This window comes from Nocardia sp. NPDC003999 (assembly GCF_053604885.1).
This window is the reverse complement of sequence record NZ_JBSGIB010000001.1, coordinates 756,785-778,755: the sequence shown is the minus strand read 5'-3', so window position 1 is coordinate 778,755 and position 21,971 is coordinate 756,785. Positions and strand designations below refer to the sequence as shown.

Sequence of the window (21,971 nt, the reverse complement as noted above, 5' to 3'; positions counted from 1 at the left end):
GAGTGGGGGATCGTCACAGGATCAAGCGACGGAAGCCGCCGTCGAAGAAGGTCAGCGTTCCCGTGGCGGCCAGTTCGGCGTCGCGTTCGGCGTGTACGACCTCGCCGACGACGATGCTGTGGTCGCCGCTGTCGAATACGGCGTCGAGCTTGCACTCCAAGCCCGCGGCCGCGTGCGCCAGCATCGGCGCCGCGGTGTGCGGTCCGGGGAACCACTCGACCTGGTCGAATTGCGCGCTGCCGTCGGGGCGCGCCGAGTCGGCGAAATACCGGGCCACCGGCTCCTGGTCCGCCGAAAGCACCGAAACGGCGAACGCGCCCGCCTCGTGGATCGCCCGGTGCAGGCGCGCCGTATGGGCGACGCACACCAGGATCAGCGGGGGATCCAGCGAGACGGACGTGAACGCGTTGGCGGTCATGCCGTGCGGCCGTGGCCACCCGGTGGTGACCACGGTGACACCGGTGGTGAACGCGCCGAGCACGCGGCGCAGCTCGGCGCGGTCGGTCATGAGCGGGCGGCCTCCTTCTCCGGTTCGGGTTCACCCGCGATGTCGGCCTCCAGGTCGTCGGCCACCACGGGCTGCTCCGCCGCTTCCGGCGCGGCGCCCCGTTGCCGCCACCATTCGGCGATGCCGCGCACCCACCAGTAGACGCCGCGCGCGCCGCAGACGATGACCAGCGCGATGAACAACCCGTAGGAGATGTGCAGCGCGGTGACCACGCCGTACATGATGCCGACCGAGGCGCCGAACATGATCTGCTGCTTCTTGCCCGACGGGGTGGTGCCCGGGTCGGTGACCATGTAGTTGGTGAACAGGACGAACGCCAGACCGGTCATCATGCTCAGGCCGGCCAGGATCGAGATGTTCGGTTCGATGAGCCCGCGCACGATGGCCTGCAGCGCGAACGCGCCCACCCACGCCATGATCAGCGGCATCTTCAGCGTCAGCTTGGCGTTGAGCATGGTGCCGGTCGTGAGCAGGCCGAGCACGATGAGCGCGTCCGCCGGTCCGGTGATGTATTCGGTGAAGTGGTACGGCGGTGCGACCGCGATCATCGGGAACACCAGGAAGCACACCACGACACCGAAGTTCGACGGGTTCATGAAGTGGCGCATCTTGCCGTTGATCTTGGCGCGCAGCACCCACTTCGTGCCGACCGCGACCACGATGCCGAAGATCACCGGCCACAGCTTGTCGTGCGCGAAGGTCAGGAAGTTGAACGCCAAGCCGGTGATGTGCGCGGGCAACAGGAATTCGAACAACCCACGCGGTCCGCGGCCGCGGAAGGCGGGCGCACGCTTGTACGCCCAGGCCGCCAGGACCTCCAGCCCGATTTCGGTGGTGTAGGCGGTGGCCAGTGCGATGAACGGCCAGAGGAACGGCTGCTCGAAGCCGAGCAGCGGGAACCCGATCAGGTTGAAGATCGTGATCGAGATGGCGAAGTTGCGCAGCGCCAGGTAGCGCGGATCCTTCGTCGCCGCGGGCTTTTCCATCCATTCCTTGGCGAATTCGGTGCCCGAGCGCTGCATCGACGAGATGCGTTCGGCGGTGGTCGTCGGTGCGGCCGTGCCGTTGCTTTCGGGAGCGGCGCCGTTGCCGTTGGCCGCGCCGTTGCCGTTGGCCGCCGATGTTTCGTGATGACCGTTCGAGGCGGCTTTCGCCTCGCCCGGATCCTTGTTGTCGTTGTCGCTCATCGCTGCTTGACCTCCTGCGCGTCCGAGGCGAGGTTCACGGTGTGCCAGCCCGGCGCGAGCTGGAGGGATTGATCGTGCGGGGTGCCGTTGGTCTCCCGCCAGCGGAGCGTGACGTTCAACGGGGCGGCCGGATCGACCTCGCCGAGGCCGATGTGCACCTCGGTGGCCCGCTTGCCGGTGTGCCCGCTGCCGCCGTCGAGGTGGCTGGTGAGCAACCGGCCGTCCGGGGTGCGGACCTCGACCTGGGCGTCCACCGCCGGAACGCCCTGCGGGGGCAGACCGGCGACGGTGGTCGTGGCCGCGTTGCCCTCCCAAGCCTGCTTGAACAGCTTCAGGCCGAGGAACTGGCCGCCCTTCGCCTTGTTGTTGTGGTAGAAGGTCGGGTCGCCCCACTGGCGGGCGACGGCGAAGCTGAGCGCGCCGTTGCCGGAGGTGTCGCCGACCGCGATGCCGCGCGAGGGCACCGGGGTGTCCATGCCGAGCGCGTGGGTGAGGTTGGCGAACTTGCCGTCGTCACCGCGGCTGAAGAAGCCGACCGGATTGCTGCCCGCCAGATCGGCGTCCGAGCTGATGATCGGCCAGGCCCAGGGGTACCTGGTCAGGTCGTCGTTCATGGTGCCGAGTTCCTGGATCTGCGGCCACCGGTTGGTCTCACCCTTGATCATGCCGGTCGCCTGGATCAGTTCGTTGCGGCCGTCGTTGTCGAAGTCATCGATCTTGGCGTCCCAGCCCCAGGTCTCCCAGGCCAGCCCGACGTCCGTGGCGCGGTTCTTGAACGGCGCGATGCCCTCGGCCAGTTGACGTGCCGCGTCGGCGGTGTCTTTGGCCGTGTTGTAGAACGCGAAGTGGCCTTCCATGAGCGCGAAGCGCACGGCGATGTTGCTGACGAACAGGTCGGGCATGCCGTCGCCGTTCAGGTCGCCGAAGTCGGCCGCCATGCCCTTGTCCGAATCATGGCCCATCACATAGGACTTCGGCTCGGTGATGCCGCGTTCGCCCTCGGCGTAGCCGAAGCGGATCTGGCCCGGTGTGGACTTGTTGACGAACAGGCGGTCGCGCCCGAAGTCGTTGGCCACGTACAGCTCGGGAAGCTGATCGCCGTTCAGGTCGGCCGCGGCGGCGGCCAGCGCCCATCCGGTGTCCATGCCGATCGGGAACGGGTTGGCCACCTCGCGGTACTCGGCGGCCGGCTCGTCACCCGATTTGGCGGAGGCGAAGGTGAAGATGCGATCCTTGCCGCCGTTGCGCGCGTTGGACAGCGAGTCGGTCATCCACAGCGCGAGCTGGCCGTCCTTGGAGAGCACGTCCATGTCGTTGAAGTACTGGCCCAGGTAGATGTCCGGCTTGCCGTCACCGTCGAAGTCGGACACCGAGACCGCCGCGGTGATCCAGCGCTGGCCCTCGTAGTGCCCGTCCGGGGTGTTCGGGGACGGCACGATGTCGACCGGGCGGAACGCCTTGGCGTCCAGGTGGGTCGCGTTGGCGCGCTGCAGGTACAGGATCGGCGTGCGGCCGTAGTACGACACCAGTGCGTCCATGCGGCCGTCACCGTTGAAGTCGCCCGGGATGCAGCCGGACGGAACCGTGGAGGAGTCGGCGGGCAGCGGCCGCGGATCGAGCACGAAGGGCTCGTACCGGGCGGTGTTGCTGTCCGGCGTCGGCGTGATGAAGGCCGTGTCGGAGCGGGGGTCGACCACGCACAGGTCGTCGGCAAGCCGGTTGCCGTCGAAGTCGTTCATCGCGATGGCCGCGCCGACCGAGGAGATCCAGGCCGACAGGTGCTTGTACGGCTCGCGCAGCTCGCGGATCTTGCGGTCGGTCGGCAGGCCCTTTGGCAGCGCGATCGGCATCGCGGTGAAGTCGAACTTGCTCGCGATGGGGCCGCCCGCCTCGTCGTAGGTGGGCAGCAGCGCCGACCGTGCGGGAATGAACAGCGAGCCCATCAGCAGCAGCGCCACCCCGGGCACCACCGCCTTTCGGAGGAGGGATCGATTGATGGGAATTTTCACGAGTGCTGCTCCTCATGGGCGAGTGTGAATTGCTGTCCCGCGGTGTCCGCGAGTCCGTCGAGCACGTCGCGCAGCGTGGCCAGCGCCTGGTCCATTTGCTGCTCGGTGTGCCTGCAGTTGATGAAGAACCGCAGCCTGGCCTCTCCCGCCGGGACGACCGGGTGGGTGATGGCGTTCACGCTGAAGTCGCGTTGCAGCATGGCCAATGCCGCCAGCACGGCCGGTTCGTCGGCGCCGGTCATCACGGGGATGATCGGCGAACCCTCCGACGTGCCGATGTCGAAGCCGTAGTCCTTGGCGCGGCGGTGGAAGTACTCGCTGTTGTGCCGCAGCCGCGTCACGCGTTCCGGCTCGTCGCGCAGGACCCCGAGCCCGGCCAAGGCGGCGCCGATCGCCGACGGGGCCGGGGCGGCGGTGTACATGCTCAAACCGCCCGCGACGTACTTGAATCCGTCGACCAGTTCCCGGTTGCCCGCGAGGTAGCCGCCGACGCTGCCGAGCGCTTTGGACAGCGTGCCCATCCAGACGTCCACGGCGTCGCCGGGCAGGTCGAACAGCTCGCGCACACCGTGCCCGGTGGCGCCGAGGGTGCCGAACGAATGCGCCTCGTCGATCATGATCGAGCAGTCGTAGCGCCGGGCCACCTCGATGATCTCGGGCAACCGCACCACGTCGCCGTCCATGCTGTAGAGGCCCTCGATGATCACCATGGCCCGGTCGAAGCTGCGCCGCGACATCTTGAGGATCGTCTCGAGCGATTCCGGATCGTTGTGCCGGAAGGAAACTCGCTTGCAGCGCGACCACTCCGTGCCGGAGACCACGCTGTGGTGGATCAGCGCGTCACAGACCGCGAGATCACGCTTGCCGAGCAGGAATCCGACCGCGGCGGCGTTGGTGAGGTAGCCGCTCGCGGTCACCAGCGCCGCCTCGGTGTCGTAGATGCGCGCGATCTCGGCTTCCAGCTCGCGATAGATCGGCAGCTCGCCCGCCACGATCCGGACCGCGGCGGCGGAGGTGCCGTACTGATCGATCGCGTCCTTGGCGGCCTGTCGTACCCGGGGGTCGGCGGCCAGGTCCAGGTAGCCGAAGCTGCTGAAGTTCACCACGTCCCGATCGGCCATCCGGGTCACCGCGCCGCTGATGCCCTCGTGCGGCAGGTAGTACGGGTTGACCAGACCGACCTCGTTGACCCAGGCGTCGAACCGCCCGAACCGCTGCGCGGCCTCGAGCACGCCGGGGTGGTCACGGAACGACGTGTGCGCGACTCCGCGCGACGCGCTGTTGCCGGTCGCCGCGGTAGGGACGGCGGGGCCGTCCGCGGCACGCGCGCCGTTGCCGGTCGCCGGGGCGGTGTTCTCGCCGTTGGCGTGCCTGGCCAGCAGTGCGCGGGCCAGTTCCCTGTTGTTGCCGGTCATTCGTCCTCGCTCCTCGCCGCGCGCTCTTCTTCCTGGACAATCTGCTCGGCAATTCGCGCGCCGAGCCCGCGCAACGTCAGTCCGATCACGGCGAGCACCGACAGCTGGGTGCCGAGCACTTGCACCACGCGGGCGCCGAACTCCATGCCCATCAGCGAATCCATGCCGAGCTCGGGCAGCGGGGTGTTCAGATCGATCGTCTCGGCGTCGACGCCGAGCACCGCGGCCAGCTGCTCGGCGAGCAGGTAGGCCACCACCTCGCCGCGCTGCTCCACCCCCAGTTGAAGGATCTCCGCCCGCAGCGCGCCCGCGCCCGACGCCCCGCCGCCCGCGGCCGCCACCTGGTCGGCGAAACGCGGTGTGCGGGTGGACGGGCGATGCGCCAGCGCCCACTGACTCCAGTCCACGTCGAACAGCACGATCTGCGGCAGGTTCAGCCGCAGGCATTCGCCCAGCAGATCGGTGGCCACGTCCATGTCCACCGAGCGGTAACCGGTCATCTCCGCATATCGGCTGACCGCCTCGTAATCGGCCATGCCGCCGCCACCGCTCATGAAGCCCCAGTTCACCGCGAGTGCGGCGGCGCCGCGGGCCCGGCGGGCGGACGCGATCATGTCCAACACGGAATTCGCTGCCGCGTAGCCGAATTGGGGCGAGATGCCGACGATGCTGCTCGCCGAGGAGAACAGCACGAACATGTCGAGGTCGATGTCGGCGGCGGTGACGGCGGTGTCCAGGTTGACCGCACCGGCGACCTTGGGCCCGAAGATCTCCGCCAGCGACTCGGCGGTGATCTGCGGGACCTCGAGGTTGTTCACCACGCCGGCCGCGTGGAACACCCCGCGCAGGGGATGTCCACTGGCCTGAATGCGTTCGACCAGCGCGGCGACGGCGTCGTAGTCGGCCATGTCGAGACGCTCCTCGACGACCTCCACGCCCGTGGCGGTGAGCTCGGCGACCGCGGCGCGGGCCGCGTCACCGGTCGCGCCGCTGCGTCCGGCCAGCACCACGCGCCGCGCGCCGATCCGCACCAGCCAGCGCGCGGTGGCCAGGCCGAACGCGCCGAAGCCGCCGGTCACCAGGTAGCTGGCCGCGGGGTCGATCGGCAGACTCGGCCGCTTGGCCAGCACGGTCGGTTCCGGCTCCCGCAGATCGAGCACGACCCGGCCGATCTGCTTGGACCGCACCACGGTCTCGAACGCCTCGGCGGTCGACGTGAGCGGGAACGCGGTGTACGGCAGGTACTCGTAGGTGCCGTCGTTCAGCGCGTCCATCGCCCGGCGCGCCGCGCGGCGGACCAGTTCGGGGCGCACGGCCAGGGCGCGGTCCATGTCCACGGCGAAGAACGACAGGTTCCGGTCGAAGGGGCGCAGGTCGATCGCGCCGCCGCCGTAGATGTCGGCCTTGCCGATCTCGATGATCCGCCCGAACTCGGCGGCCGCCCGCAGGTTCTGCTGAAGGATCTCGCCGGGGGAGGAGTTGTAGATTACGTCGACGCCACGTCCCGCGGTCAGGCCGAGTACGTCGTCGACGAAGCTGATCGAACGCGAGTTGACCACCTCGTGCGCCCCCGCCGCCGCGGCCACCGCTCGGCGCTCTTCCGAGCCCGCCGTCGCGATCACCCGCGCACCGAGGCGCACCGCCACTTGGACCGCGGCCATGCCCATGCCGCCCGCCGCGCCGTGGATCAGCACCGTCTCACCCGGTCGCAGGTGCGCGAGCTCGCCGAAGGCGAATTCGGCGGTGAGGAAGGGCAGTACCGAGCTGGAGTGGCACGGGTCGAGCTCGGTGTCCGGGTAGTCGAGTGGCATCGTGGCGCCCTCGTCGGGCCGGAGGGTGACGTACCTGCGAACCAGGTCCCTGGCACACACCGACATCTCGTCCCCGACGGCGACCTCGGTCACTCCCGGGCCGACGCGCTCGACCACGCCGAAACCGTCCATACCCAGGTCGGTGCCGAAATACGTGCCGGCCAGCTCCTTTTCGGTGAGCACACCGAGCACCTTGAGCGCGTCCTTGTAGTTCAGGCCCACCGCGTCCATCCGGATCTCGACCTCGCCCGGCCCCGGCGGCACGCGATCGACCGCGCGCCACGCCAGGTCCGACAGCAATCGGGAGCGCGGAACCTCCAGGCGGAAAGAGGTTTCCGGGTCGGTCAGCGGCGCGGCCTCGTCCCAGACCGCCAGATGGTCGCGCAGGGACTTGCGCAGATGCAGCGCCCAGCACGCGCCCGCCCGCAAGGCGACCTCGTCGGCTCGTCCGTCGCCGAACACCTGCTCCAGGATGTCCGCGGCGCGCGTAGTGGATTCGGTGTCGACCAGTCGCCACTGCACCGCGGGCTGCTCGTTGCGCAGCGTGCGCCGGGCGCCGGTGAGCGCGGCCTGCGCGGGATGGGCGAAGGCGTCGACCGGCAGGCAGAACGCCTGCTCGGTGACCACCACCGCGCGCACCTCGGTCGCCGGGGCGTCGTCGTCCTCCTCGCCGACCACCAGTTCGCCGACCGCTTTGGCGACCTGGGCGAGCCCGTAGGCGTTGGGCACCGCGTCCAGTTCGGCGCCGGACACCACGACGAGGCGACCGCGCGTCACGCCGGGCCGCTCCTGCGCGGCGCGCAGGGCGGCGAGGACACGATCGGAGGCGTCGGCCTCCTCCGGTTCCAGGGTCAGGATCTCCGCCGACGCTCGCGCGCTGGCGATCTCCTTCGCGCGCTGGGAGACGGTGCTGCCCAGGCTGACCACGAGCAGGAACTCCTCCCCGTCCGCGGGTTCGTCGGCGGTCGCGGTGTCGTCGACGATGGACCACACCGGCTCGTAGAACAGCTCGTCGAGCTGGTCGTGCAGATCCGGATCGCCCCCGAGGGCGGCAAATCGAACACCTGAAAGATGCAGTGCCACGGCACCTTCCGGCGAAGCGACGGTGATGTCCGCGCACAGCGGGTCGCCGTCAACGCGGCGGACGAGCACGACGGCCTGCTCGGGCAGCGGGCCGGTCCAGCGGACCCCGGCGACCGAGGACGGCACCACGACGCTCGCGCCGTGCGCGGTCTGCGCGTACAGCGCCGCGAAACATTGCAGCGCGGCGTCGACCGCCGCGGGATGGGCCAGATGCGGCAGGCTCGGCGCGCTCCCGGCCAGCGGCGTGAGATCCAGCCGGGCCAGCACGGAGTCGGAACCCACGCTGGCGGCGGTGATCAGCCGGAAGCTCGGTCCGTAGGCGAGGCCGTGCGCGGCCAGGCCGTCGTAGAGCGTCGCCGCGGACACCTCCACCGCGTCGGCCGCCGGGGTGAGGTCGACGGAGCGCGCGTCGACGTCCGCCTCGATCAGCCTGCCGTACGCGTTGACGGTCCAGGTGGTCGCGGTGGCGGCGCGCGAACGCAGGGTGAACCTGTGGGTGGTCTCCTCGACGGTGAGACGCAATACCGGCACGTCGTGCCGGCCGATCACCAGCGGCGCGACGAACTGGACCGACTCCAGCCCGAAGCAGGCGCGACCGGTCCGCACCGCGACGGCGCTGAGCGCGGCGTCCAGATAGGCCGCGCCCGGCAGCACGACGGAACCGTCCACCACGTGATCGGGCAGCCACGGCAGCGCGGCCACCGACAACTCGACTTCCCACTCCGGCGCGGACGCCGCGGTGCGCTGGCCGAGCATGACGTAGCCGTCGACCGCGCCGACGCGGTCCGCCTCGATCGCCGGGTCCTCGGTCCACAGCGTGCGGCGTTGCCACGGGTAGCGAGGCAGATCCAGATGCGCCACAGGCGTTTCCGTCGCGCCCGGTGCGTGCGCCGTGTCCAAGCCGCCCGTCTGGTACAGCTCGCCGACCGCGCGCAGCAGGTTGTCGCGGTCGTCGGCGTTGCGGGACAGCGTGCTGATCGCCGCGCCGTCCAGGCCGCGGCGCACGAACGCCTCCTTGATGTTGCCGCTGAGCACCGGGTGCGGTCCCACCTCGAGGAAGACCCGGTGGCCTGCGTCGAGCAGGCTGTCCACGGCCGCGCCGAACCGCACCGGCTCGCGCACGTTGCGGCACCAGTACTCGGCGTCCCAGTCGGGGCCGGACAGTTCCCCGCCGGTGACGGTGGACCAGATCGGCACCCGCGCGGGTCGCGGCGCGAGTCCGGCGAGCACGGTGGTGAGTTCGCCGAGGATGGGGTCCATCAGGTGGCTGTGGTAGGGCACCTCGACGCGCAGCGCCCTGGCGAAGACGCCTTCGGCGGTGAGTTCCTCCCGAATACGGTCCAATTCGGCCGAGTCGCCGGACAGCGTCGCCGCGGAGTGGCTGTTGATCGCCGCGACGCAGACGCCCGCAACGCCCGCGAGGCGCTCGCGCAGTTGGTCTTCCGACAGGCCGACGGCGAGCATACCGCCGGTGCCCGCGGTGGTGGCCTGCAATCGGGCGCGGTGATAGCTCACCAGCAGCGCGTCGTGCAGCGACAGCGAGCCCGAGGCGTAGGCCGAGGCCACTTCGCCGACGCTGTGGCCGACCACCGCGGCGGGGTGGATGCCGAGTTCGGCGAATTCGGCCAGAAGGGCGGCCTGGACCAGGAAGTTCGCCGGCTGCGCGTACGCGGTTCTGGTGATCTGCGACTCCGCCTCGGGGCGCAGCAGTTCCTCGACGATCGACCAGCCCGCGATGTCCTGGAAGATTTCGTCGATCGATCGCGCGGCGGCGGCGAAATGCCCGTCGGCCTCGAGCAGGCCACGGGCCATGCCCCACCACTGCGGGCCCATGCCGCTGAAGACGAACACCGGCCGGGTGGAGCCGTCGGTGAGCGCGCGGGCGGGTGACTTGCTCGCGCCCGCGGCGAAATCGGCCAGCTGCGCGCGGAGATCGTCGGTGTCGCGGTAGGCGAACGCCGCGCGGATCGGATGGTGTGCCCGCTGCGTCCACGCCGCCTCGGTCACCGCGTCCGCGGGGATGGTCTCGGTCAGGTCGTGCACCTGGGTGGCCATCGTGCGCAACGCGGTCTCGTTGCGGGCCGACAGCGGCAGCACCGTGATCGGCCCGCGCTTCCGCTCCTGCGCGGGCGCTTCCGGCGCACGGGTGAGGATCGCATGGGCGTTGGTGCCGCCGTAGCCGAAGCTGTTGACCGCCACCGCGGCCCGGCCGTCGTCGTTGGGCAGCGGTTCGGTCTCCAGCGGAATGCGCACTCGCAGTTCGTCGAACCGGATCTCCGGGTTCGGGTTGTCCAGCCGCAGTTGCGGTGCGATGACGCCGTGGTGCAGCGTCAGCGCGGCCTTGATGAGACCCGCGACGCCCGCGGCGGCCTCGGTGTGGCCGATGTTGTTCTTCACCGAGCCGACCGGCAGCGGTTCGTCGCGGCCCTCGACCGCGCCGTACACCGCGCCGAGGGCGGCCAATTCGAGCGGGTCGCCGACGGGCGTGCCGGTGCCGTGCGCCTCCACATAGCGGACGTCGTGCGCGTCGATGCCCGCCAGCCGGTGCACCCGCCGGGCCAGCGCCTCCTGCGCGGCCGGGTTGGGCACCGGGATGGCCAGTGTGCGGCCGTCCTGGTTCACGCCGCTGCCGCGCACCACCGCGTAGATCCGGTCGCGGTCGCGGACCGCCGCGTCGAGCGTCTTCAGCACCACGGCGCCGGCGCCCTCACCGCGCCCGTAGCCGTCGGCGGCCGCGTCGAAGGACTTGCACCGGCCGTCGACCGCGAGGAACCGGCCCTTGCACATGGAGATGAACGCCTCGGGTCGCAGCATCGCGTTGGCGCCGCCGACGATCGCCGTCTCGCACTCGCCCGACTCCAGCGCCAGCACCGCCTGGTGCAGCGCGACCAAGGAGGAGGAGCAGGCGGTGTCGATGGTCATGGTGGGCCCGAGCAGATCCAGCAGGAACGCGATGCGGGCCGACAGCAGCGTGTGTGACGAGCTGGTCGGGCTGTGGCTGTTGATCGAGGCCCTGGCCACCGAGCCGCTGCGCACCAGCGCGTTGTCGTTCATGAAGCCGCCGACGAACACGCCGACCTCGCGGCCGCCGACCCGGCCCGCCATCCCCGCGTCGTCGAGCGCCTCCCAGGCGACCTCGAGCAGCAGCCGCTGCTGCGGATCCATGATCGACGCCTCACGCTGGGAGATGCCGAAGAACTCGGCGTCGAAGTCCCACAGCGACTGGGTCAGGAATCCACCATGCCTGGTGTACATCCGCCCCGGGGCGTCCGGGTCCGGGTCGTAGAACTTCGCGAGGTTCCAGCGGTCCGCCGGTACTTCCACGATCCCGTCGCCCTTGTGCACGACGAGATCCCAGAAAGTGTCCGGTCCGTCGATGCCGCCCGGAAAACGGCAGCCGATACCGACAATTGCTACATTGGGCATGAAAATCCCCTGATGCTCGGGCATTCGGAAACGCAGACGGTTTCACGTCGGCGTCGTCGAATCAGCGTGGAGACAGCCGGAATCGCGGCGCCGGTAAACCTGTTCGGCCATGGCGTCGTCCGGCGGTGAAGTGGTTCCGCGGTAGGAGGTCAGTGTCCACCCATGGTAGGAGCGGCGATTCGCGAAGGTCAATACGGAATCGTGCGGGCGGTTACCGAAAACCATTGCTGGGCAAGTAATGCCGAATTCGTCATCAACGCAGTTCAGAGGGGGTATGACGGGATTATTCCGGCGTTATTACAGAGTTATCGAGCGGTGGAGCCGGTGTGAATTACATCGTTATTCCGATGTTATTCCGTACCGTCCGGCTCCGGAGTGCCGGAAGATGTTGAGCGCGCGGTCCATTCGTGGCTACGATGGTTCGTCGAAAAGCACTGGCTGAAAGGCGATGGGCGTGGATTCGTACAACACCGGGCAGTTCCGTATCGAGGCGGAGGCCGAACCCATCGAAAGCCTGGAGTGGCTGCTGGCGTTCACCGAGCAATACATCGCGGGGTGGAACAGCGGTGACGGCGCGGCGGTCGCGAAATGCGTCACCGAGGACACGATCTGGCACGACCCTTCGCTGGACGCGCCCGCGCACGGCCGGGCGGGTGTGGAGAAGTTCGTCGCCGACACGGTGCGCTCGTTCCCGGATGTCGCCTACGCCAACCCGTTTCCGCCGGTACTCGCCGCGGACGGCCGGCTGGCCTTGGTGCCGTGGCGGATGACCGGCACCCATCTCGGCCCCATCGACCCGCCCGGTTTCGGCCCGACCGGCAAGAAGCTCGATCTGCTTGTCATCGACGCGTGGCAGTTCCGTTCCGGGCTGATCTGGCGCAGCCAGGCCACCTGGGATCTCACGGAGATGCTGCTGCAATTGGGTCTGATGCCGCCGCGCGGAAGCGCCGCCGAGCGCGCGATGGCGCGGGCCCAGCGATTCCGGTCCAAGCTGCCCTTCTGATCCGGGCGGGGGCTCACTCGCCGAACAGCGTGGCGAACCGCTCCACCGCGAGCAGGACCGAAGCGCCGACGGATTCCAGCTCGGCGCCCATGCCGACGAGCAGATTCACGATCGCGGGCACGAGCACTTCGAGCAGACCGTCGTCGCCCAGGTGACCGGCCATCTCCAGTTGGACGAAGCCGAACAGTCCCATCCACAGCTGCGCCGCGGCGGACCGCACGTCCGGGGTGTTGATCAGCCCGGCGTCCTGCGCGCGCTGCACCGCCCCGACCACGTGGTCGAAGGTTTCCGCGTAGTGCTCGAACTCCGAATCATGCCCGGCCACGAGCACATTGCCGCGGTTGATCTTCAGGTCGATGCGCGTCCCGGTGCCGAACATCAGCTGGAAGAGTTCCGGCCGCCGCTGGGCCTCGTCGCGGAACACCAGGCCGAGCACGAGCAGGTCGGTGATCGGCTCGTCGCTCACCCCCGCCGCGATCATGCGCTCGGCCAGTTGCGCGAAGCCCGCGGAACCCGCCGCCCGGATCAGGCCGGGCATCCCGCCGAAGTTGGAGTACACCGCCATCGTGGAGACCCCGCACATACGGGAAACGCGGCGGACGGTGAGCGCGTGCAAACCCTCGGTCGACACCACCTCGACGGTCGCGTCGATCAGGCGATCGCGCAGCGCGGTGTTCATCGTGTCCGTCCCGGCGGCCGGGCGCACGGCTAGTTCGGTTGTTCCGGCAGTCTGCTTGCTCATCGCTTCCGTTTCCCCCGGCGCCATCACGCCGTGACGCATAGATGCACTGGTGCGCTGTCTTCCGGAAGGCGGTATCGCCGCTCGACCGAGGGCGCCCCGATCCTGATGACCGCGCGGGCCACCGGTCTCGGCGCCGGGGGAACGAAGTCGATTTCGATCGATGCACCATCGATTCGCTCGGGCCGGAAAGCTGATCGTGGTTCATCGCGCACAGATATCTCCGTTCTTGCCGCACGAACGGGCGGGCAGAGCATGAGGTAGAGCCGCGTTCGCGGGCTACGAAGAGCAGGCGCACCCGCCGGGAGGTGCGTGTCGGAGGTGAGTGTCGTCACTGAAACTCTATGTGATACAGCGTAACATCCACAGCGATTCCGCCGAATGTTTTGTGTCCTTATGGAATTGGCTGTTCGGCACGCTGTTGTGACAGTCGCCGACGGCGCGGCGGAAGTTCTGGGGCCGGTGACAAACGATGTCCGCCCCGCGCTCGGCACGCGATGTCGATAATTGGACAAATAAGACATCGGTTCGGTGCATGCCTCGGCTATCGGTTGCCGCCGATTCTTGTTCCGCGTGGTCACGAACACGCGACAACGTTATCGTTCGCAAAGGACAGTTTCGTGGGTGGGGAGGTCGGCCGATGGCGGCATCGATTCCGGGAATCATCGCGTGGCCGGTCGTCGGCTTCGTCGCGGCCGTCTTCGCGGGCCGGTGGTTGCTGGTACGCGACACGATCGTCGACCGGCTGCTGAACAAGCTGTTCGGGTGGGGATTGCTGAGTCTGCTGCTGTATCGCTGCGGCATGACGCCCGGCATCGCGAGTCTCGCCCATCAGCTCGCGCTGGGTTGCACGGTGATGTCATCGATGTGCTTGCAAGGGATCGTCCGCATCTGGGCGTTGGGCGCGGAACCGGCCGCGATCCGGTGCAGGCACCGCGTCTGCTGCACGCTGGCGGTCGCGTCCACCGCCGCGATCCTGCTGGCGGGCACGTCGGCGCGACAGGACGGCAGGCTGGTCGAGCTGACCCTCGACACCGAGGGCGTGGTGGTGTGGACCGCGTTCGGCCTCCCGCTGCTGCTGAACGTCTGGCTGCTGGCGCGCATGTGCGCGCATGAACTGCGGGCCGGTGGCATCGGATTGGCGGGAAAGCTGGTGTGTGGCACGCTGATCTGGGCGGCGACCCTCTTCGGGGCGAATCTGGTGCTGTCGACGGTGTGGGTCGTCACCGGATGGCAAGGCTTGGGCGCGCAGATGGTCAGGGTCGAAACGACGGTCACCCTGTGCCTGTTGGTCGACGCGACGTTGGTCGCGATTCCGCTGGTCCAGACATTGCTGGCGATGGCGGAACTGGATCGGGCCGGACGCGCCGGTCGCAGGCTGCGCCCGCTGTGGCGGGATCTCACCACCGCGGTGCCCGAGATCGTGCTGCGGCCCGCGGCCGGTGAGCAGGCCGACCCGGAGACCCGGCTGATGCGCATGACCGTGGAGATCCAGGACGCGCTGCTGCAACTCGGCCGCTACGCCCCGACGTCGGCGATGGCAGGCTCGGGATGTCCGCTGACCGACTACGCGCACCAAGTGGCGTACGCGGCGCTCGCGCGCGAGGCGGGAGCGGCCCCGATCGGATCGTCCCCGGCCCGGTTGCCGGTCCCGGCGCCGGATTTCGACGCCGGGCTGCGGCAACTGCTCGATCTCGCCCGGGTGTGGCCCGTGGCCCGCGCGGCGGCGGGCGAGCGAGTCCCCTCGGCCGTCGGCGTCGGCTAGAGCACCGCTTGGGTCTGGGTGACCTTCGCGACCAGCTTGTCCGCGTCGTCCCGGATCACCGTCTCGACCACGACGAACGAGCGTCCGGCGTGCAGCGGCATGGCCGACGCGACGGCGTATCCGGAACGGACCGCGCGCAGGAAGTTCGTCTTCGACTCCACCGTGGTGGTGCCCTGCTTGCCCTCCGGCAGGTTGAGGAACGCGCAGACCGCGCCGGTGGCGTCGGCCAGCGACATCAGCACCCCGCCGTGCAGCACGCCGCCCAGCGTGCACAGCGATTCGTCCCAGGCCAGGCGGCTGCGCACCAGCTCGGGCCCGTGCGCGAGCACCTCGACGCCGAGGCGTTCGGTGAACGGCATGGTCTGGTGGAACAACTTCGTGCCCGTCTCATCGATCATGTCCGCGATCCTGCCTGCCGCGGGTCACGGAGTCGATTACCTCGCGGGTAATCGACGTTCTTCCGCCGCCGTTGCCGAACGGTGACCCGCACATCGGTTGCGTATCGGTCCGCGTGCGGCGAAACGCGGCGGCGGCGCGCGGGTATCAGCTGATGAACCCGATGAACAGGAGAAACGCGATGACCAACCTCCAACCGTTCTATCGGCAGGTGCAGGCCCACTACGACCTCTCCGACGAGTTCTACGCACTCTTCCTCGACCCGACGATGACCTACAGCTGCGCCTGGTTCGAGCGACCGGACATGACGTTGGAGCAAGCGCAGCGCGCGAAGATCGACCTGGCCCTGGGCAAGCTCGACCTGCGGCCGGGGATGACCCTGCTGGACGTCGGCTGCGGGTGGGGGTCGACGATGCTGCGCGCCGCCACGGCCTACGGCGCCACGGTCGTGGGTCTGACGCTCAGTCGCAACCAGTACGACTACGTCAGGGACGAGATCGAGCGCGAGCGCATCCCCGGTGTGCAGGTCCGGCTGCAGGGTTGGGAGGAATACGAGGGCGAAGTCGACCGGATCGTCAGCATCGGCGCGTTCGAGCACTTCCGGCGGTCGCGCTACGAGACGTTCTTCCAGCGGTGTCACCGGATGCTGCCGCCGGACGGCAGGATGCTGCTGCACACGATCGTGGGGTGGACATTGAAAGACATGCGGCGCATGGGCATACCGGTGACCCGGGACGACGCGCTGTTCCAGATCTTCATCAAACGAGAGATCTTCCCCGGCGGGCAGCTGCCGCATCCTGCCGAGGTCACGCGCCTGGCCGGGCGCGCCGGGTTGGGCACGGAGAAGATGCAGGAATTGCGGCCGCACTACGCGCGCACCCTCGACTGCTGGGCCGAGGCGCTGCGGGCGCATCGGGAGGAGGCGGTCGCCCTGGCATCCGAGGAGGTCTACCAGCGGTACATGAAGTATCTGACCGGATGCGCGGCGCAATTCCGTGCCGGTCGCATCGATATCGTGCAGTTCACGCTGGTCAAGTGACGCTCATTCAGAGCCGCCCCGGCGGGGGCCGGTTCAGCTCATCCGCGCCACCACGGCGTCGGGGAGATGGGGGAGCGCGAGGTCGATCAGCCGCCACGGCCACCCGGGGACGCAGGCTCGGCGTCGCTCCTGCTCGATGGCGGCCACCATCGCCGCCACGCCCTTGTCCAGGGGCGCGACCATCCGCGCGTCGCCCGCCTTGGCCGCCATATCGGTGGCGATGAAACCCGGCAGCAGGGTGGTCACCCGGATCGGCGAGCGTGCCAATTCGGTGGACAGTGCCTCGCCGAGCGCGGCGAGCCCCGCCTTGCTCGCCGAATAGGCCGCCTTCCTGCCGGGCAGCCCGCGCACCGCGCTCATCGACGCGACGAGTACCAGGTGCCCCGCCCGCTGCGCGCGGAAGATCTCCAGCGCCGCTTCCGCCTGCGCGAGCGCGCTGACGAAGTTCGTGGTGGCCGTCGCGAGATTCGCGTCGGCCCGTCCGGTGCCGATCAGCGCTCCCTTGCCGATCCCGGCGTTGACGATCACCCGGTCCAAGCCGCCGAGTTCGTCGCGCAGTTCGCCGAAGACGGCCGGCACCGCCGCGTGGTCGTCCACGTCGAGCGCGCGCACCGCGACGGTGATTCCGGGATGACTCGCCACCAGCTCGTCGCGCAACTGTGTGAGCGCGTCCAGCCTGCGGGCGCACAGCGCGAGGTCGCGGCCATCGGCGGCGAAATCGCGCGCCATGGCGGCCCCGAGGCCCGCGCTCGCGCCGGTGATCAGAATCCTTTTTCGCGACATGCGGCTGACCTTATAAGGCACAGTCGGACGTCGTCCGTCGAGTGCGCCTCCGTCGTTTCAGTCGCCGGAGGAGCCGGTCGGCGGCGCCGTCGACAGCAACCGCCACGGCCCGCAGTTCTCGGTCTTGAACCCGACGTCGGTCGGCTTGATCCGCACCCGGACCGGGCCGAGCCGGGTGTAGTTGTTCGCGATGATGTACTGCATGTTCGTGTTGTCGCCCTCGACCTTCCACAACCTGCGCCAATCACACGCGTAGGCGGGGTCGCTCGTGCCGGGCGCCTCCCAGAGACCGGGGACGATATCGACGCCGACCGAATAGACGCCATCCTGCGAGATGGTGTTCGCGGGTTCGGCCGTCGCCGTCGCCGCCGCGAGCAGGGTCACCGCGGAACTCATGGCTCCCGTGAGGAGGAGCGCGCTAGCACGCATACCGGTTCTCCTTGACTTGTACTCCCGCCGCGTCCACGGGTCGTCGTGCTCCCGCCGTCGCGGCCGACTCGAGAGATCCCCCGCATCTCCGCGGCAAGCATTACCAGAACCGACCAGGTGGTGTGCCGGAATCCGCGTTTCCGGACCGGACCACGCGGACCTCGCTATCGCCGAGAAAATTCCGGGCAATCCTGACGTATCGGGAAGTCGCCACGGATTTCGGCGTGCCGATCGAGACAGTGCCGACCCGCGTGCATTACGCTCTGCTATCTCTGCGCAAACCGCCGGGGCGGATCTGACCGCCGGGCGTCGCGCATGCTGTAACACTTCGATCACGCACCTTGCTTTGCTGATACATGCGTTGCCAGAGTGACCATTGGGTTTGGTGTTACAAGTGGGAAGGGAGGGGTGCCCCATCCCGGGGCACCGACCGCACTATGAAGCCAAGCATCGTCAAAGCCGGTATCTGCACCGCGGTCACGGCCGCGGTAACGGTGACGTTGTCCGGATTGCTTCCGGCCAGCGCGCAGGCGGCGCCGTCGCCGCTGGACATGTCGAAGAAACTCGCAGGCAAGACCGTATTCCTGGACCCCGGCCACCAGGGGTCCAGCCACTCCCAGGACTTGGCCAGACAGGTCAGCGATGGTCGCGGCGGCACCAAGGACTGCCAGACCACCGGCATGACCACGATGAACGGCGTTCCCGAGCACACCATCACCTGGAACGTCGCGCAGGTCGTCAAGACATCGCTGGAGACGCTCGGCGCGCACGTCGTGCTGAGCCGCCAGGACGATATGAACTGGGGCGGCTGCGTCGACGAACGGGCCCGCGCGGCGAGCCAGTCCGGCGCCGACGTCGCCGTGAGCATCCATGCCGACAGCGCGCCCGCGCAGGATCGCGGATTCCACCTGATCATCCCGGAGCTGCCCATCCCGAATCTGATCGTCGATCAGGTCCAGGCGGGAGCGGGACTCGCCGCGTCCAAGTCGGTGCGCGACGCGTATCGCGATGCGGGATTCCCGCCCGCCAACTACGGCGGGGTGGTGGACGGTCTGCAGACCCGCACGGACATCGCCGGGCCCGCGTTGACCACCGTTCCGCTCGTCTTCCTCGAGATGGGCAATGGCGCCAATCCCGAGGACGCGGCGTCGCTGGAGACACCGGACGGGCAGCTCAAGCACGCGATCGCGCTGACCACCGGCGTGGTCGGTTACCTGCTCGGCACACCGCAGCCGAGTGCCGCGCCGAATCAGCAGGGCGGCCAGAGCACCCCGCAGGGTGCGTCGTTCGACCATCCCGCGGTCGCCCCGGAAACGCCGCAGGCTCCGACGCCGGGAACGCCGCAGGCCCAGACGAACCCGTTCGCCCCCCAAGCCCAGACGAACCCGTTCGCTCCCCAGGCTCAGACGAACCCGGCGGTACCGCAGGCCCAGGTGATTCCCGCGGTGCCGCAGAGTTACACGACTCCCGGTGTGCCGCAGAGCCCTGCGGCACCGGCGGTGCCGCAGGCGCAGTCGGTTCCCAGCACCACGACGCCGAAACCGGCTCCAGGAACCGCGACACCGCAGTCACCCGGTGCGTCGGCGGCGCCGAAATCGCCGGGTACTTCCGGAACCCAGTCGCCGGGCACGCCGAACGCACAGCAGTCCCCCGGGGCCGCCGGGGGCAACGCTTCGATCATGGAGTTGCTGATGCCGTTGGCGAAGATGCTCGGGCTGGACAACAACGCCATCAGCACGGAGTTGATCAATCTCGGTTACAGCCTGGCGGGCATGCTGCTGGGCCCCGCGAAATAGTCCGCGCACCGAACCCACCGGACGCCACCCTCACCACGGCGAGGGTGGCGTCCGGCTTTTCCCGCGGGTCTCGCGGCGCACTAGGGTGAGCGGAATGGCTGACCGGATTCCTGTTGTGCTCGTCGCGGGGTTTCTCGGTTCGGGGAAGACCACGCTGCTCAATCATTTGCTGCGAAACAACCGGGGGACCCGGATCGGCGTGGTGGTCAATGACTTCGGGGCGATCAACGTCGATTCGATGCTGGTCGCCGGGCAGGTCGACGCGATGGTCTCGCTCGGCAACGGCTGCGTGTGCTGCGCCGTCGACGTCACCGAACTGGACGAGCTGTTCACCCGGCTGACGCAGCCGCGCGCCGGAATCGACGTGATCGTGGTGGAGGCCAGCGGCTTGGCCGAGCCGCGCAATCTCATCCGGATGGTGGTCGGCAGCGACAATCCGCGCCTGCGCTACGGCGGCCTGGTCGAGGTGGTCGACGCCGAACAGTTCCCGGACAGCAGTGCCCGGCATCCGGAGCTGCGCACTCATGTGCGGCTGGCCGACCTGGTGGTGGTGAACAAGGCCGATCGGGTGGCGCCCGAGCAGCTCGCACGGCTGCGTGCGGACATCGCGGCGCTGGTCGGCTCGGTGCCGGTGTACGCGACCACCCACGGCCGGATCGATCCCGGACTGCTGTTCGACCGACCGCGACGCGAACGCCAGCTGGTGGCCGAGCAACTGAGCTTCGACGAACTGCTGGTCGAGCACGAGCACCACGACCACGCCGGGCACCGCCATCTGCACGACGACTACACCAGCGTCTCCTTCGCCAGCGACCGGGAGCTGGACCCGCGCAAACTGATCGGCTTCCTGGAGGACCCGCCACCGGGATTGTTCCGGGCCAAGGGCTTCGCCGCCTTCGGGGTGGCGGGCGAACGCAGGAAATTCGTCCTGCACATGGTCGGCCGCCACATCGTCTTCGAGCCGGGCGGCTGGTCGCGCGGCGAATCGCGGGGGGCGCAGCTGGTGCTCATCGGTGCCGGTCTGCACACCGACAAGGCCATGGCGCGGCTTCGTGACACGGTGCACGACGACGCCGAACCGCTCGATTCGCAGAGCATGCTCGGGGTATGGCGTTATACGCCGCACTGAGCGCGCAGATTGGCGCGTTCGGTCGCGACATGTCGTGTTCGGTGCTGGTGACAGAGCGGTCTTTTCATGAGACTGGATGCGTGTCCGCCGGTCGGTGGGCACCGGGAGCGTATTGCCGCGCGCGGCGCCGCTCGGCAGCCGATCCGTTACCGACCGAATCGTCCTGCGACCGATGGGAGTTTCCCGTGTCAGATTCCATGGAGAGCGCCACCGCGTACGTCATCGAGGTGCTGGAGGCCAAGGGCACCGCCACCCGCGAGGACTTCGACGTTCCCGCGATCGTCGCCGAGACCCACGCACTCACCAACAGCTGGGATTTCCGGGCGATCGAGGACGCGACCTTCTGGTCGATCGCCGCGCGTTTCCTCAGGCCGTGAAGCTCCGCTCGGTGCGCGGCGCGTGGGTGGCCAGCGACCAGCGCCGAGCCGCGCGCCGCAGCGATCCCGGGTCGGAGTAGCCGAGGATCTCGGCTTGGCGCGAGGGGCTCAGCGGCCCTGTGGCGGTCGCGGCGACCAGCCGCGCGCCGCGCGCCCGGTCCAGCTCGGCGCGCCACGTGGTACCCGCCTCGCGCAACCGCCGCTGGAGCGTGCGCGGGCTGGTGGCCAGCCTCCGCGCCACCCGCTCCAGGGACGCGTCGCCGTCCTCCAGGCAGTCCGCCAGGGCGGCCGCGACGCGTTCGGGCCATGCGGTGGCCAGCGGCGGCGGTGGCGGAAGCGCGGCGGCCAAGGGTTGCAGGATGCCGGCCAGGACCGGATCGCTGGTGGTCAGCGGCAGATCCATGTCCGAGGCGCGGAAGGTCATAGCGTCCACCGGCGCGTCGAACTCGATCGCGGTGGTGCCGAACACCTCGATGAAGGTGTCGATCTTGGTGGGCGCGTGCTGGCGCAGCGCGACCCGCACCGGGGCCAGCGGTTCACGCACCACGCGCCGCGCCCGGCTGAGCACCGCGCTCAGCCCCCAGAGTTGGGTGAGATCGCGGCCGCGGCCTTCCCCGTCGATCATGTCCAGATACAAGGTGACTTCGTCGTCGTTCTCCGCGACCAGGTCGAACCGGTGGTTGGTAGTCACCGCGGTGACGTACGGACCGCAGGTCGCCAGTCCGGCCCCCAGTGTCGGCGCCGAGGAGAACAGATAGTCGTAGAGCCCCAGGCAGGTCAGTTCGTAGCGGCTCGCCACGTTCAGGGCGACGTCCGGATCGCCGAGTTCGAGTTCACCGATCTCCCACAGCCGGGAGAACATCTGGCTGGGCAGGTGCAGGTCCTCGCCCGCCATGGTCCACTCCGGCAATCCGGTTTCCCGGAGCAGCCGGTCGCGGTCCACCCCGGCCGCGATGAGTTGCGAGATGACGAACCGGTGGAGCAGAACCTGATCGGTTCCCATCGCGTGCTCCCTTCTGCCACGCGACCGATCGGCGCACCGTCGGTCTCCGAGTGAAGCGATACCGCGCGCACAC

Annotated in this window: 16 protein-coding genes; 6 read left to right on the top strand and 10 right to left on the bottom strand. The window is 69.1% G+C overall.

The window, feature by feature from the left end; translation table 11 throughout:
- Nucleotides 1-13: 13 nt before the first annotated feature.
- The 5 genes from ACWESM_RS03695 to ACWESM_RS03675 are packed head-to-tail and all read right to left on the bottom strand — an operon-like array spanning nt 14 to nt 11,439.
- Entirely contained in the window at nt 14-508 is a 495-nt protein-coding gene (locus ACWESM_RS03695; protein WP_355077734.1) for a flavin reductase family protein, read from the bottom strand.
- On the bottom strand, nt 505-1,695 hold the full coding sequence (locus ACWESM_RS03690; protein WP_355077732.1) for an enediyne biosynthesis protein: 1,191 nt from the start codon (nt 1,693-1,695) through the stop codon (nt 505-507). The genes ACWESM_RS03695 and ACWESM_RS03690 overlap by 4 nt, the downstream gene beginning before the upstream one ends.
- Nucleotides 1,692-3,704 (bottom strand): CRTAC1 family protein, encoded by a 2,013-nt coding sequence (locus ACWESM_RS03685; protein WP_452490905.1) that lies wholly within the window; start codon nt 3,702-3,704, stop codon nt 1,692-1,694. Before ACWESM_RS03685 ends, ACWESM_RS03690 begins: the two co-directional genes overlap by 4 nt.
- Nucleotides 3,701-5,119, bottom strand: a complete 1,419-nt coding sequence (locus ACWESM_RS03680) for an aminotransferase class I/II-fold pyridoxal phosphate-dependent enzyme (RefSeq protein WP_452490904.1) — start codon at nt 5,117-5,119, stop codon at nt 3,701-3,703. The genes ACWESM_RS03685 and ACWESM_RS03680 overlap by 4 nt, the downstream gene beginning before the upstream one ends.
- Nucleotides 5,116-11,439, bottom strand: a complete 6,324-nt coding sequence (locus tag ACWESM_RS03675; RefSeq protein ID WP_452490903.1) for a type I polyketide synthase — start codon at nt 11,437-11,439, stop codon at nt 5,116-5,118. The genes ACWESM_RS03680 and ACWESM_RS03675 overlap by 4 nt, the downstream gene beginning before the upstream one ends.
- 454 nt (nt 11,440-11,893) lie before the next feature.
- Between ACWESM_RS03675 and ACWESM_RS03670 the strand changes: the two genes are divergently transcribed.
- Nucleotides 11,894-12,442: an ester cyclase gene (locus tag ACWESM_RS03670; protein ID WP_356961064.1), complete on the top strand. Its 549-nt coding sequence runs from the start codon at nt 11,894-11,896 to the stop codon at nt 12,440-12,442.
- Between the two features lie 13 nt (nt 12,443-12,455).
- Here the strand turns inward: ACWESM_RS03670 and ACWESM_RS03665 are convergent, their stop codons facing one another.
- Nucleotides 12,456-13,184 (bottom strand): TetR/AcrR family transcriptional regulator, encoded by a 729-nt coding sequence (locus ACWESM_RS03665; RefSeq protein WP_452490902.1) that lies wholly within the window; start codon nt 13,182-13,184, stop codon nt 12,456-12,458.
- 637 nt (nt 13,185-13,821) lie between these two features.
- Between ACWESM_RS03665 and ACWESM_RS03660 the strand changes: the two genes are divergently transcribed.
- A complete protein-coding gene (locus ACWESM_RS03660) occupies nt 13,822-14,946 on the top strand; it encodes an MAB_1171c family putative transporter (RefSeq protein ID WP_364429441.1) in 1,125 nt (374 codons plus the stop codon).
- Here ACWESM_RS03660 and ACWESM_RS03655 read toward each other — a convergent pair.
- Entirely contained in the window at nt 14,943-15,344 is a 402-nt protein-coding gene (locus ACWESM_RS03655; RefSeq protein WP_355077719.1) for a PaaI family thioesterase, read from the bottom strand. The genes ACWESM_RS03660 and ACWESM_RS03655 overlap by 4 nt on opposite strands.
- Before the next feature lie 179 nt (nt 15,345-15,523).
- On the opposite strand from ACWESM_RS03655, the gene ACWESM_RS03650 reads away from it, so the two are divergent.
- A complete protein-coding gene (locus ACWESM_RS03650) occupies nt 15,524-16,381 on the top strand; it encodes a cyclopropane mycolic acid synthase family methyltransferase (protein WP_364429436.1) in 858 nt (285 codons plus the stop codon).
- A gap of 33 nt (nt 16,382-16,414) precedes the next feature.
- On the opposite strand, the gene ACWESM_RS03645 is transcribed toward ACWESM_RS03650, so the two are convergent.
- Nucleotides 16,415-17,164 carry an SDR family oxidoreductase gene (locus ACWESM_RS03645; protein ID WP_452490901.1) on the bottom strand — a complete coding sequence of 250 codons (750 nt, stop codon included), beginning with the start codon at nt 17,162-17,164 and terminating at the stop codon, nt 16,415-16,417.
- Nucleotides 17,165-17,221: 57 nt separating this feature from the next.
- Complete coding sequence (locus ACWESM_RS03640) at nt 17,222-17,593, bottom strand: hypothetical protein (RefSeq protein WP_364429430.1); 372 nt, start codon at nt 17,591-17,593, stop codon at nt 17,222-17,224.
- Between the two features lie 437 nt (nt 17,594-18,030).
- Between ACWESM_RS03640 and ACWESM_RS03635 the strand changes: the two genes are divergently transcribed.
- From ACWESM_RS03635 to ACWESM_RS03625, 3 genes are all read left to right on the top strand, one after another.
- Nucleotides 18,031-19,389, top strand: coding sequence for an N-acetylmuramoyl-L-alanine amidase (locus ACWESM_RS03635; RefSeq protein WP_452490900.1), 1,359 nt, complete (start codon nt 18,031-18,033; stop codon nt 19,387-19,389).
- Nucleotides 19,390-19,483: 94 nt separating this feature from the next.
- The gene (locus ACWESM_RS03630) at nt 19,484-20,518 is read left to right on the top strand and encodes a CobW family GTP-binding protein (RefSeq protein WP_355077712.1); all 1,035 of its coding nucleotides are present in this window, start codon (nt 19,484-19,486) and stop codon (nt 20,516-20,518) included.
- Nucleotides 20,519-20,703: 185 nt separating this feature from the next.
- Nucleotides 20,704-20,895 carry a hypothetical protein gene (locus ACWESM_RS03625; RefSeq protein WP_452490899.1) on the top strand — a complete coding sequence of 64 codons (192 nt, stop codon included), beginning with the start codon at nt 20,704-20,706 and terminating at the stop codon, nt 20,893-20,895.
- Here the strand turns inward: ACWESM_RS03625 and ACWESM_RS03620 are convergent.
- The gene (locus ACWESM_RS03620; protein ID WP_364429425.1) at nt 20,885-21,898 is read right to left on the bottom strand and encodes an AraC family transcriptional regulator; all 1,014 of its coding nucleotides are present in this window, start codon (nt 21,896-21,898) and stop codon (nt 20,885-20,887) included. The two genes, ACWESM_RS03625 and ACWESM_RS03620, sit on opposite strands and share 11 nt — an antisense overlap.
- Nucleotides 21,899-21,971: the final 73 nt, after the last annotated feature.

Coding starts and splice junctions, on each gene's coding strand:
- ACWESM_RS03695 (WP_355077734.1), bottom strand. CDS start 508: ATGACCGACCGCGCCGAGCTGCGCCGCGTGCTCGGCGCGTTCACCACC.
- ACWESM_RS03690 (WP_355077732.1), bottom strand. CDS start 1,695: ATGAGCGACAACGACAACAAGGATCCGGGCGAGGCGAAAGCCGCCTCG.
- ACWESM_RS03680 (WP_452490904.1), bottom strand. CDS start 5,119: ATGACCGGCAACAACAGGGAACTGGCCCGCGCACTGCTGGCCAGGCAC.
- ACWESM_RS03675 (WP_452490903.1), bottom strand. CDS start 11,439: ATGCCCAATGTAGCAATTGTCGGTATCGGCTGCCGTTTTCCGGGCGGC.
- ACWESM_RS03665 (WP_452490902.1), bottom strand. CDS start 13,184: ATGAGCAAGCAGACTGCCGGAACAACCGAACTAGCCGTGCGCCCGGCC.
- ACWESM_RS03660 (WP_364429441.1), top strand. CDS start 13,822: ATGGCGGCATCGATTCCGGGAATCATCGCGTGGCCGGTCGTCGGCTTC.
- ACWESM_RS03655 (WP_355077719.1), bottom strand. CDS start 15,344: ATGATCGATGAGACGGGCACGAAGTTGTTCCACCAGACCATGCCGTTC.
- ACWESM_RS03650 (WP_364429436.1), top strand. CDS start 15,524: ATGACCAACCTCCAACCGTTCTATCGGCAGGTGCAGGCCCACTACGAC.
- ACWESM_RS03645 (WP_452490901.1), bottom strand. CDS start 17,164: ATGTCGCGAAAAAGGATTCTGATCACCGGCGCGAGCGCGGGCCTCGGG.
- ACWESM_RS03640 (WP_364429430.1), bottom strand. CDS start 17,593: ATGCGTGCTAGCGCGCTCCTCCTCACGGGAGCCATGAGTTCCGCGGTG.
- ACWESM_RS03635 (WP_452490900.1), top strand. CDS start 18,031: ATGAAGCCAAGCATCGTCAAAGCCGGTATCTGCACCGCGGTCACGGCC.
- ACWESM_RS03630 (WP_355077712.1), top strand. CDS start 19,484: ATGGCTGACCGGATTCCTGTTGTGCTCGTCGCGGGGTTTCTCGGTTCG.
- ACWESM_RS03620 (WP_364429425.1), bottom strand. CDS start 21,898: ATGGGAACCGATCAGGTTCTGCTCCACCGGTTCGTCATCTCGCAACTC.